This window comes from Paenibacillus sp. E194, from assembly GCF_000935845.1.
GTDB lineage: Bacteria > Bacillota > Bacilli > Paenibacillales > Paenibacillaceae > Paenibacillus_B > Paenibacillus_B alvei_B.
On the sequence record NZ_JMDX01000034.1, the window covers coordinates 24,160 to 36,114 of the forward strand.

At 46.4% G+C, this 11,955-nt stretch carries 10 protein-coding genes; 2 read left to right on the forward strand and 8 right to left on the reverse strand.

The window, feature by feature from the left end:
• Positions 1-18: 18 nt before the first annotated feature.
• Together tkt and zwf are read right to left on the reverse strand one after the other, a co-directional pair.
• Positions 19-2,013, reverse strand: a complete 1,995-nt coding sequence (gene tkt / locus AZ66_RS07170; RefSeq protein ID WP_044354212.1) for a transketolase — start codon at positions 2,011-2,013, stop codon at positions 19-21.
• A complete protein-coding gene (gene zwf, locus AZ66_RS07175) occupies positions 1,991-3,514 on the reverse strand; it encodes a glucose-6-phosphate dehydrogenase (RefSeq protein WP_044354213.1) in 1,524 nt (507 codons plus the stop codon). The genes tkt and zwf overlap by 23 nt, the downstream gene beginning before the upstream one ends.
• A gap of 126 nt (positions 3,515-3,640) precedes the next feature.
• Here zwf and AZ66_RS07180 point away from each other — a divergent pair, with 126 nt between their 5' ends.
• Positions 3,641-4,537, forward strand: a complete 897-nt coding sequence (locus AZ66_RS07180) for a LysR family transcriptional regulator (RefSeq protein WP_044354214.1) — start codon at positions 3,641-3,643, stop codon at positions 4,535-4,537.
• 113 nt (positions 4,538-4,650) lie between these two features.
• Positions 4,651-5,271, forward strand: a complete 621-nt coding sequence (locus AZ66_RS07185; RefSeq protein WP_044354215.1) for an NAD(P)-dependent oxidoreductase — start codon at positions 4,651-4,653, stop codon at positions 5,269-5,271.
• A gap of 119 nt (positions 5,272-5,390) precedes the next feature.
• On the opposite strand, the gene AZ66_RS07190 is transcribed toward AZ66_RS07185, so the two are convergent.
• From AZ66_RS07190 to AZ66_RS07210, 6 genes are all read right to left on the reverse strand, one after another.
• Positions 5,391-5,861: a GNAT family N-acetyltransferase gene (locus tag AZ66_RS07190; protein ID WP_231586767.1), complete on the reverse strand. Its 471-nt coding sequence runs from the start codon at positions 5,859-5,861 to the stop codon at positions 5,391-5,393.
• Positions 5,862-5,906: 45 nt separating this feature from the next.
• On the reverse strand, positions 5,907-6,050 hold the full coding sequence (locus tag AZ66_RS31275) for a hypothetical protein (RefSeq protein WP_442950275.1): 144 nt from the start codon (positions 6,048-6,050) through the stop codon (positions 5,907-5,909).
• A gap of 444 nt (positions 6,051-6,494) precedes the next feature.
• Complete coding sequence (locus tag AZ66_RS07195; RefSeq protein WP_044354217.1) at positions 6,495-7,970, reverse strand: aminotransferase class I/II-fold pyridoxal phosphate-dependent enzyme; 1,476 nt, start codon at positions 7,968-7,970, stop codon at positions 6,495-6,497.
• 145 nt (positions 7,971-8,115) lie between these two features.
• Entirely contained in the window at positions 8,116-9,243 is a 1,128-nt protein-coding gene (gene nspC, locus AZ66_RS07200; protein WP_021259331.1) for a carboxynorspermidine decarboxylase, read from the reverse strand.
• 1 nt (position 9,244) lies between these two features.
• Positions 9,245-10,483 (reverse strand): saccharopine dehydrogenase family protein, encoded by a 1,239-nt coding sequence (locus AZ66_RS07205; RefSeq protein ID WP_044354219.1) that lies wholly within the window; start codon positions 10,481-10,483, stop codon positions 9,245-9,247.
• Between the two features lie 750 nt (positions 10,484-11,233).
• On the reverse strand, positions 11,234-11,955 hold a 722-nt coding region (locus tag AZ66_RS07210), incomplete at its 5' end, for an IS3 family transposase (RefSeq protein WP_044354223.1).

Sequence of the window (11,955 nt, forward strand, 5' to 3'; positions counted from 1 at the left end):
TTTGTTGCTAATTTATTATTAATTCAGTAATTCCTTCGTAAGGCGAACCACTTCATTTACGGAGAAACCAAAGTACTCCATAACCTCCGTACCAGATCCGGAGGCGCCAAATGTATCGATTGACAGTACTTTTCCGCCTTGTCCCGTATAACGATCCCAGCCTAGCGAAATACCAGCTTCAATGGCCACCCGCTTCGTAACGGAATTAGGAAGAACACTCTGCTTATACGCTTCGGGTTGATGATCGAACAGCTCTCTGCTCGGCATAGCAACGACGCGTACGGAAATGTTGTCCCGCTCCAACTCCGCCTTGGCGTTCATGGCCAGAGAAACCTCAGATCCGGTTCCGATCAGGATGACATCCGGCTGACCGCCCGTTTCGCTCAAGACATAAGCTCCTTTAGCTACCCCTTCAACATTGGCCTTGGTCGCTTCATATACAGGAAGATTTTGTCTGCTCAGCACCAAGGCTACCGGGCCTTCATTTTGCTGCAGAGCATACGCCCATGCGCTTGCCGTTTCATTGGCATCGGTCGGACGAATGACCGTAAGTCCCGGAATGGTGCGCAGCGCAGCCAAGTGCTCGACGGGTTCATGCGTAGATCCATCTTCCCCAACAGCAATGGAATCATGGGTAAACACATAAATAACAGGCAGTTTTTGCAGCGCAGCCAAACGAATAGACGGGCGCAAATAATCGCTGAATACGAAGAAGGTGCTTACGAATGGCTTTACACCTCCATGCAGGGCCATGCCATTGCCGGCTGCACCCATAGCATGCTCACGAACGCCAAAGTATATATTGCGTCCCGAGTAAGACTCCACGGCAAACTTTTGCTCTCCTTTGATGTCCGTCATCGTCGAATGTGATAAATCCGCACTTCCTCCAAAAATCGAAGAAACGGTTTTTACGTAATGATTTATCGCTTCGCCGCTTGCTACGCGGGTAGAAATCGATTTGGAAGTGTCGAACGTAAGGACATCCGCGGCCTCAATCGACACGGAGCCGTCGATGACTTGCTCAAGCTCCTTACCCTCCACAGGATATTGCGCTTTATAGGTAGCGACCAATTTGTTCCACTCTTCTTCTTTGGCCTCGCCCTTACGTTTCAGCTGCTCGAAATGCGCTTTGACTTCTTCCGGAACGGTGAACTCTTCCTCATACTTCCAGCCGTAAGCTTCCTTGGTCGCCTTCGCCTCTTCTTTGCCGAGTGGATTGCCGTGTACTTTGTTCGTTCCCGCTACCTTGCTGCCGTAACCGATAATCGTCCGAATTTCGATAAGCGTCGGCTGGTCATCATTTTGCTTAGCTGCCGCGATCGCTTCGGTAATCTGGGAAATATCATTGCCGTCCTCGACCCGGATATATTCCCAATTGGCCGATTCCGCTCTTTTTTGCATATTTTCGCCGAAGGAGAGATTAAGCTCTCCGTCCAACGAGATGTCGTTGGAATCATACAATACGACTAACTTTCCAAGCTTCATATGTCCTGCCATGGACATCGCCTCGTAAGAGATTCCCTCCATCAAGCAGCCGTCTCCAACAAGCGCATACGTATAATGATCGACTACCGGGAAACCATCTTGATTGAATTTCGAGGCTAAATGAGATTCAGCCATCGCCATCCCCACTGCCATCGCCAACCCTTGTCCCAGAGGTCCAGTTGTCGCTTCTACGCCATCTGTATGCCCATATTCGGGATGCCCTGGCGTTTTGCTGTTCAGCTTGCGAAACTGTTTTAAATCGTCAAGCGACACCTGATATCCCGACAAATGCAGCAGGCTGTAGAGTAAGGCAGATCCGTGACCCGCAGAAAGAACGAAGCGGTCGCGATTAAACCATTTGGCATGGCTGGGATTGTGATTTAAAAGTCTGGACCAAAGGGCGTATGCCATCGGCGCCGCTCCCATCGGCAGCCCCGGATGACCGGAATTGGCACGGTTGATAGCATCGATAGACAATGTTCGGATCGTATCGACAGCTAATTGATCAATGGTTTCCTTGGTAAGCATATTGTTCTCCTTCTTCCGTTTTAATATGTTGTTCTGGTTTGTCATCGAACCACCAATGATAGCCGTCCTGCGCCAATAACGCATCGGATTCGGCAGGTCCGTAAGTGCCCGCCTCATACCGATGAAGCGGAACCAGATTCTCCTCGAATGCTTCCAGGATCGGTTGAACCCATTGCCACGACAATTCGACTTCATCCCAATGTGCGAAGAACGTAGGATCTCCTTGCAATGCATCGTAAATCAAATTTTCGTAAGCTTCGGGAACATCGCCCTTGCTCTCATGAAAGTTCATCTGAAGGGGCTTGAACTCCCCTTTATGCAAAGGATCCCTTGTATTTAATTGCAGCGTAATGCCCTCGTTAGGACTAATTTCAAATACTAGAAGGTTAGGCGATTTTCCTTCTGTATTTGCCTGTGAGGACTTCGTTAACAGATCCTTGAACTCAATTACAATTCGCGTTGATTTCTCTTTCATTCGCTTGCCTGTCCGGATATAAAAAGGAACGCCGCGCCAAAAGAAATCATTGATCTCCAATTTAGCGGCAATAAACGTATCGTTCATGGAAGTAGAAGCGATCCCTGGTTCGGAAATATAGCCGATTACCGGCTTACCTTGAACGGTTCCTGCTTTGTACTGCCCGCGGATAATGCTCGCGCTCACTTCCTCTTTTTGCAGCGGCTCGAGAGCTTCCATCACCTTTTTCTTCTTAAAGCGCACCATTTCCGAGTCGCTATTGATTGGAAGATGACTTGTCAGCATCATCAGTAATTGCAGCATATGGTTTTGGAACATGTCTCTTACGGCGCCTACGTGATCGTAATAACCCGCTCTTTCCTCTACGCCGACGGTCTCGTTTGCCGTAATTTGCACGTTAGCAATATAACGATTCGTCCATAAGGCATTAAGAACCGGATTTTGCTGCAAAATCTCAAGCTTCTGGATTAGCGGCTTGCCGAGATAATGATCGATTCGGTAAATTTCATGATCCGAAAAAGCTTTGCTCAGCTTCTGATTTAAATCACGAGCAGATTTCAAATCATGGCCGAAAGGCTTCTCGATCACGAGACGCTTCCAGCCATTCGCGGAACCGAGCCCGCTTTCCTTAATACTCGCTGTGATCGTTTCAAAAAATGCAGGTCCGACAGATAAATAAAACAGGCGATTGGGCTGAATGTGCAGCTCTTCTTCCCTCTGTTCAATCAGTTGCAGCAGCTTCCTATAATCTTCTTTGCGATCTATATCAAGAACGCTGTAACGGAATGCGCTCAAAAAATCTTTGATTAACGCAGAATTGTTCGCTTCTCGTCTGGAAAAAGTACGGATAGACTGCTCGACATTTGCCTGAAACGATTCATCAGATAGTTCTCTTCTCCCAAGACCAAATAAGGAGAAGGATTGCGGCAGCTTCCGATCGATATACAAGTTGTAGAGGGCAGGGTATATTTTTCTTTTGGCTAAATCGCCTGTCGCTCCAAACAAAACAAAAGTGGTCGGCTCCATGTTTCTCTCTCCTTCAAGCAGCGCTCTCTTAATCAAGCTCTGGTTTCTATTTCGTAGTTCCACTATAATACGAATATCATCTATACAAGTAATAAATATATTTCACAGGAGCTATAGACCACATCTATGAGTATTAATTACGAATTGTACAAGGTTTTTTATTGGGCTGCGAAGACAGGCAGCTTGACTCAGGCCGCCAAGGCCTTATTTCTAACCCAACCTAGCGTCAGCCACGCCATCAAACAGCTTGAAAACAGCTTCGGCGTCACTTTGTTTTACCGAAATTCCAAGGGCGTTGGGCTGACGAGAGAGGGCGCCATACTGTATTCCTACATAGAGCAGTCACAGATCTTAATATCGCTGGCCGAAGAAAAAATGGAAGCACTTAAAAATCTGGACAGCGGCGAGCTGCGGATTGGCGGAAGCGATTCGCTGTTCAAGCATTATTTGCTCCCGTACTTGGAGGACTTTCATGAGAAGCATCCCGGGATCAGACTTCACCTGAATCATGGAACTACGCCGGAAATCATTTCCTTCTTAAAAGAAGGGAAAATTGATTTAGGCGTCATCCGTATGCCTATCGTCGATACCCAACTTGAAGTGAGGGAGACTTTTCAGCTGCAGGAATGCTTCGTAGCGGGGACACGTTATGCCGAGCTCAAGGATGCGGTTTTAACGCTGGATATGCTGCTCCAGTACCCAATTATCCTGTTCTCGCGTAATAGCAGGGCACGAATGACCATTACGGAATTATTTCAAAGCTACGGCTATAAGCTCGCACCTAAAATTGAGGTCGGAAGCGTGGATCTTCTCATCGAGTTTGCTCGGAAAGGACTCGGAATCTCTTACGTGACGAGAGAATTTGTGTCGAAAGAGCTGGAAGAGGGCACCCTCTTCGAGATTCAATTGGAAGTGCGGCTGCCACCATCTCACGTGGGGATTATGATTATGCGCAACATGCCGCTTTCCATGGCAGCATGCGGGTTTATTGAGATGATTCAAACGTGTCCGCTATCAAAGTAGGCACATTCAGATGCTGCTTTGCTGTGCAAGGTCTTTACCATCTGCCCATCATGGCGTGAACCAACGGTCTCTACCACTTTTAAAGAAAGAATAGAGAGTAAGGGAGAAGGAAAATGAAAATATGTATATTGGGATCAACAGGGAGAGTTGGATCAGAGCTACTGAAACTAGCATTACACGATTCGCATGATATTACGGTCTTAGTGCGTGATCAGAATAAGCTTGCAGTTTCGCATAGGAATTTACAGATCATAGAGGGAAATGTATTAGATGAACATGATGTGAAGAAGGCGTTAAAGGAAGTTGATATCGTTATCAGTGCTCTTGGAACAGATGGGAATGGCACGTTGTCGAAAAGTATGCAAACCATTATTAAAAATATGAAAAAAGAGGGGATAAGCCGAATCGTTACAATTGGAACAGCGGGTATTTTACAAGCTCGCATGAATCCGAAGATCTATCGGTTCCAATCGGAAGAATCAAAAAGAAGAAGTACCACAGCTGCCGAAGATCATTTAGCTGCTTATCTAGCCTTAAAAAATAGCGGGCTATGCTGGACGATCATTTGTCCTACCCATTTAATCGATGGCGAAAAAACGGGCATGTACCGAACTGAGGTAGATGTGCTACCATTGAACGGATCGAAAATTACAGTGGGCGATACTGCTCATTTTGCCTGGTCATTGATAAATAAAGAAGCATATGAGAATAGCCGTGTCGGCATCGCTTATTAAAGAAAAGGAATGAAAATAATTGGCTTCCACAAGAAAAAATTGTGCCGACCTGTAATTTTATTTGGTCGGCACAATTATATGGTTCCACTCTTTTTTACCAATGTTAATTTTGTCTCCGTTCACTTTAGTTCCATATCCATAAACACATCCGCTCTTACGTAGGGCATGGATCCGATCTGCTCGACAGGAACACGCTTGAACCCAACCGATTCGTAAAGATGAACGGCGTTCGGCAGCTTGGTGCTGCTGCCCAAAAAGATCGATGTTGCGCCAAGTTCGCGTGCACGGTTAATGGCGGTATGGATGATTCTCCGTCCGTATCCACGTCCTCTCAACTCGGGTATAACGCTCATCTTTGAGAGTTCAAACACCCCAGCACCAGTCGGCACGAGTGCAACGCATCCGACGATCGAATCGCTATCGCGTGCGATGAGTACGTCTCCTCCTCTGTTCACGATGTTCTCCACCGGATTATCGAGGATCACCCGATCCGCCTCTTCGATGGTGAAGATTCGGGCGATCCATTCTTCGTTAAGTGTTTTGAAGGCCCGAGCTTCTTCGGGCGTCTGCATCGAAGTAATCGTGAGCACTGTTTCAAGCATGCTAAGTTCCCTCCTCTTGTAAAGGTTCGTCGCCTACTGCTCCCCCGTCCTGCCATCAGATAAACAGCGAGTCATTGGAGCCATCATTTCGTTTCTGAATAATTCAAGCTTTTCCTCGGGCGATGCTTGAGCAACTTTTTGATAAATATAATCTAAACGCATTGATTTTATGTTCATATCTCTCACCCCTAGTTATTTATAGTGAGAATTTATGCACTATGACGTAACAAACTATCCTGGTATTGCTTAGTGAGGCCAAGGCAGTCTAACACTTTATTTTTCAGTTTCTTCGGACAGCATTAATCTTAATAACCTTGATAAAAGAACAATAAAAAAGAGCGTGTTTTGAAAAAAGATTGTTCAAAACACGCTCTTAACATACTCTATTGATCATTCTATTGAAAACTCACTTAGAAATCTGTAATGGACAGAGGTACAGTATCGCAACTGTTACCACTCCACGCCTCAACAATACAAGTCCATGCCCCTTCGGGGTGGCCGATGTATAGCTTCGAAGGAGAGCCGAAGACGGACTATATCGCCCGTCTGCCCTTCAATCAAAATGGCCAGATTGGCATTGACGGCGCTTCGTGGTGCACTCGACGCGTAAGGTATGCAGATTTAGGAGATCGGGTCGGTTTCCACGATCACCTTCACATTTTGGATGTACCGATCCTCCGGTCCTTTCACCGGAAGCCCCACATCCACATGATCGACAATGTAATCGATGTTGTCTTGGGAGATCACTTCGCCCGGCAGCAGGATTGGAATACCCGGCGGATAGACATATATGAACTCAGCAATGATTCGACCAGCTGATTCTTTGAACGGAATGACTTCGGTATCTCCATAAAAGGCATCCCTTGGAATCAGGGAGAGATGAGGAATTTCCGGGATCTTCACGATTAGCTCATTTGCAGTGTTCACATTGTAATACGTTTCAGCTAGCTCGCGGAGAGCTGTAAGCAGTACCGATACCGTTTCCTCATTGTCGCCCGGGGTAACCAGGCAGAGGATGTTGTACATATCGCTGAGCTCGACCTCAATGTTATAATGCGCACGCAGCCAGTTTTCCGTTTCAAAGCCTGTAATGCCCAGATGGCGGACATGGATGGTGAGTTTGGTCGGATCATAATCAAAGGTGGCCTCGTCCCCAAGGATTTCTTCACCGAAGCAGTACAGACCTTCCAATTCATTAATGCTGCGGCGGGCTTTTTGGGCAAGATCAATCGTTCTTTGCGCCATGTCATGGCCGTTAATCGCTAGATTGCGTCTGGATGTGTCCAATGATGCAAGCAGCACGTATGAAGTAGAAGTTGTTGTCAGCATACTGATAATCGTCTGCACTCGCTGCGGATTCACGTAGCCGTTTTTTGTATTCAGGTTGAGAACCGAGCTTTGTGTCATAGAACCCCCAAGCTTATGCACACTAGTTGCGGCCATATCTGCACCGGCTTCCATAGCGGACATCGGCAGATCCTCATGGAAATGGATAAGCACCCCATGCGCTTCGTCTACGAGCACTGGAACATGGCGGCTGTGGGCAAGATCGACGATTTCCTTCAGATTGGCGCATACGCCGAAATATGTCGGGTTAATAACCAGAACCGCTTTGGCATCCGGATGGCGATCCAATGCACGCTGTACGGATTTGGTTGTAATGCCGTGATCGATTCCAAGATTCTCGTCGCGAACCGGAGATATGAATACTGGCTTCGCGCCGGAGAAAATGATGGCCGACATGATCGATTTGTGCACATTGCGTGGTACGATAATTTTGTCCCCAGGCGAGCATATAGACAAAATCATGGTCATAATGGCACCACTCGTCCCCTGTACGCTGAAATAAGTATAATCTGAACCAAATGCGTCGGCTGCAAGCTTTTGCGCTTCTTCAATAACACCGGTAGGCTGATGGAGATCATCCAGCGGCGCGATGTTAATCAAATCTATGGATAGGGCATTATCGCCTATAAACTCTCTGAACTCACTGTCAGTTCCTACGCCCTTTTTATGACCGGGAATATGAAATTGTACGGGATTGCTCGCCGCATGTTCTTTCAGAGCTGTAAATAGCGGCGTGTTACGGTGGTCCATTTTATGCTGTCACAACCTTTCTAAGCAGTTCCGGCTTGAAATCTTTCCATTTTACGCCGAATAGCAGATACATGTCCTTTTGGCCGACTTCAGCCAAGTTATATTCATGCTTAATTCCTATCGGAGTTAAGGCTTTGGTTATTCATTAAGCTAGTCTCATCTTAAAATCCTGATAACCGAACTCGCGCACGACGCGGCAATTCCCATCCTTCTCCTGCACGGCGATGGCCGGCAGCGGCATGCCGTTGAAGGTATTGGTTTTGACCATGGAGTAGATTGCCATATCTTCAAATACTAATCTGTCGCCGCTCTTGAGAGGCTGATCGAAGGAATAGTCTCCGATGACATCGCCCGTAAGGCAGGTCGGACCACCGAGTCGGTAAGCGTATGGCTTCTCCCCGAATTCGCCCGAACCGACAAGAGGTGGACGATAAGGCATTTCCAGAACATCCGGCATATGACAGGTAGCCGACGTGTCCACGATTGCAATCTCGATGCCGTTGCGATGGATATCCAACACGGAGGTGACCATATAGCCCGCGTTAAGCGCGATGGCTTCTCCGGGTTCGAGGTATACTTCCAAGCCGTATTTATTTTGCATTCGCGTTATGCAAGCCTCGAGCTTCGGGATATCGTAGTCTTCTCTCGTGATATGATGACCGCCGCCGAAATTGATCCATTCCATTTGCGGCAGCCAAGGTCCGAACTTGTCTTCAACCGCATTCAGCGTGGTCTCCAAATCGTCCGAGTTCTGTTGGCAAAGGGTATGAAAGTGCAATCCCGAAACGCCTTCCAGCAGTTCCGGCTGGAAATCCTCCCTTTTGACGCCAAATCTTGAGCCCGGCGAACAAGGATCATAGATCTCATGCCCCACTTGCGTTGAACATTCCGGATTGATACGAAGGCCAATTTTTCTACCAGCAGCAAGAGCCTTCGCTTTATACTTTTCCAACTGGGAGAAGGAATTGAAAATGATGTGATCGCAAATAGAAATAATCTCATCGATCTCATCTTCACGGTAAGCTGGGGCAAAGACATGATTTTCTTTGCCCATTTCTTCGTGACCCAGTCGTGCTTCGAATAATCCGCTCGCGGTCGTACCGCTTAAGTATTTTCCGATGAGCGGATACATCGCAGTCATGGAAAAAGCCTTTTGCGCCAGTACAATTTTGGCTCCCGTACGCTGCATGACGCCGTTCAATATTTTCAGGTTTTTCTCGATTAGTGCTTCATCGACTACAAAACAGGGTGTCGGTAATTCCTCGAACCGCATCTTAACGAACAAGCTCCGGCTCTTTAGCTTCCTCAGGCAAGGCGTCAACCAGCACAGGGTTGAAGTCTTCTACCCATGGAAGTCCCCATTTGTTCAGCTCCTCCATGAATGGATCTGGATTGAACTCTTCGACATTGTATACGCCCGGTTTGTTCCATTTGCCGGTGAGGATCATCGCCGCGCCGATCATGGCAGGAACGCCCGTTGTATAGGAGATGGCTTGGGAGCCCACTTCCTTATAGCACTCTTGGTGGTCGCAAACATTGTAGACATAGTACGTCTTGTCTTGGCCGTCTTTCTTCCCTTTGAAGATACAGCCGATGTTCGTTTTGCCTACTGTACGAGGTCCAAGGGAGGACGGATCCGGAAGTACAGCCTTCAGGAATTGAAGCGGAATGATTTGTTTTCCTTCGTATTCGATTGGTTCGATGGAGGTCATTCCTACGTTTTCAAGCGCCTTCAAATGCATGAGATAACTTTGGCCGAAAGTCATGAAGAAACGGATGCGTTTCAGACCAGGGATGTTTTGCGCAAGAGACTCGAGCTCTTCATGGTACAGCAGATACATGTCCTTTTGACCGACTTGAGCAAAGTTATATTCACGCTTAATTTCCATCGGTTTTGTTTCGATCCATTCCCCGTTTTCCCAGTAGCGGCCATTGGCAGACACTTCGCGGATATTGATTTCCGGGTTGAAGTTGGTTGCGAAAGGATAACCGTGATCCCCGCCGTTGCAATCCAGAATGTCGATATATTCGATTTCGTCAAAGTAGTGTTTCAGCGCATAAGCCGAGAATACGCCGGTTACACCAGGGTCGAATCCGCTGCCGAGCAGTGCTGTAATTCCTGCTTTTTCGAAGCGTTCCCGATATTCCCACTGCCATTTGTATTCGAATTTCGCCGTATCTTCCGGCTCATAGTTTGCCGTATCCATATAATGCGTTCTGGTAGCCAGGCAGGCATCCATGATCGTCAGATCCTGGTAAGGCAGAGCCAAGTTCATCACGATATCCGGTTTGACTTCGTTAATCAGAGAGATGAGCTCTTCAACGTTATTGGCATCGACCTGTGCGGTTGTAATTTTAGTTTTGCCGCCGTCCAGTTTTGCTTTCAGATCATCGCATTTGGACTTCGTACGGCTGGCGATGCAGATTTCTTCGAAGACCTCGCTGTTTTGAACGCATTTATGAACTGCTACAGATGCTACGCCACCGGCGCCAATGATTAGTGCTTTTCCCATTTTTCAATCTCCTCACCGAATTCAATTTTTTTCACTGTAAAAACGGCAACAAAAAAAGCAAGTGAAACACGCACCATGCGCATCACACTTGCTTGATATATTTAAAAAATAAGATATTCCCAATAAACATGACAGAACAAACTCCTAGCGTGCTTATCAGTCACCCCTAGGACTCATCGTTTCATGGAAGAGCTCTTATATTCAAATATATTTTGTTAGGATCAGAGTCTATATAGCAAATAATGCCTTTACCACTCTTATTGACCGTTTCACAAGTTGTGTGCGTATTGCACTGGTTGTAAAGTAACCAACTTATAAAATTTGAGCTTTTAACTCAATCAATAAGGCAACGAAAAGTTGCCAGTCGGCATTTGACCCGGCTGTCCGTATGGCCTTAACTTCCAGAGAGGAAGTGGTCAAAGTTTATCTGCTTGGAAAGATCCTAAATATATATTGAATATTCGCTTTCCAAAATTAATGCTTCTTCATAATAGCAGGATCGGAATTAATGAGCAAGAAGAAATTTTAAAAAAATCAAACCGTCTTTCCTGCATACGTTGGCAATTGATCATGAACATATGCCCGGAAATAGACTAAAAATCTATGTTTTGGATATCTTGCAGCCCGGTGCCAAGTGAAGACAGTGGTACTTGAGGTACATTATGTTGGTAACTATTTCATTAAAAAGAACCCAAAGTTCATTTTCAGGATGGTGGGCAAGACCCCATTTAGTGGACATAGAAAAAACACCTATACAGCAAGCTGTCGTCGGTACTCTACTGGCGGCAGCTTCTTTAGCTTTCTTTGTGGTCGATTATGATTATAAAAATGAATATATTCTTCAATTCGACTTTGTGCCTCGTCCAAACTTCGGATATGATAAGGATAGAGCCCTTCCGTTTTGAGATGCGAGAAGAAGCTCTCCATAGAGGCATTATCGTAACAATTGCCTTTCCTAGACATGCTGATTTGGACGCCAACCTTCGGCAGCATGTCATGGTAAGCGTAGGACGTGTATTGGAACCCTTGATCGCTATGAACGATCAAACCAGTCACGTCTTTCGTCTTATTGAAGGCTTTCTCAAACGTTTGGAGAACAAGTTGATTATCGTTATGTAAGCTCATCTGATAAGCTACAATTTCATTATTGAACAAGTCCTTGATGGCCGAAAGGTACAACCATTTATCTTCTACACGATACTGAGTGACATCGGTTACCCACTTTTGGTTGGGAACTTCGGCTTGAAACTGCCGTTGTAGCAAGCCACCTGTGGATGAGGAATTGTTACAACGACGCTTTCGGTGGATGCTGGATCGTAAGTTCATGGCCTGCATCAAGCGTAGAACTTTCTTGTGGTTTACCCACACACCGTGATCTTGAAGTAGGAACAGCTGGATTTGTCGATATCCATAATACTTACCGTCGTACCTCTGATAGACATTCTGAATCAAGTCTTTCAATGGCTTGTCAA

Bases quoted from the DNA above. Each gene is read 5' to 3' on its own strand.
- tkt (WP_044354212.1), bottom strand. From the start codon at position 2,013: ATGCTTACCAAGGAAACCATTGATCAATTAGCTGTCGATACGATCCGA.
- zwf (WP_044354213.1), bottom strand. From the start codon at position 3,514: ATGGAGCCGACCACTTTTGTTTTGTTTGGAGCGACAGGCGATTTAGCC.
- AZ66_RS07180 (WP_044354214.1), top strand. From the start codon at position 3,641: ATGAGTATTAATTACGAATTGTACAAGGTTTTTTATTGGGCTGCGAAG.
- AZ66_RS07185 (WP_044354215.1), top strand. From the start codon at position 4,651: ATGAAAATATGTATATTGGGATCAACAGGGAGAGTTGGATCAGAGCTA.
- AZ66_RS31275 (WP_442950275.1), bottom strand. From the start codon at position 6,050: ATGAACATAAAATCAATGCGTTTAGATTATATTTATCAAAAAGTTGCT.
- AZ66_RS07195 (WP_044354217.1), bottom strand. From the start codon at position 7,970: ATGGACCACCGTAACACGCCGCTATTTACAGCTCTGAAAGAACATGCG.
- nspC (WP_021259331.1), bottom strand. From the start codon at position 9,243: ATGCGGTTCGAGGAATTACCGACACCCTGTTTTGTAGTCGATGAAGCA.
- AZ66_RS07205 (WP_044354219.1), bottom strand. From the start codon at position 10,483: ATGGGAAAAGCACTAATCATTGGCGCCGGTGGCGTAGCATCTGTAGCA.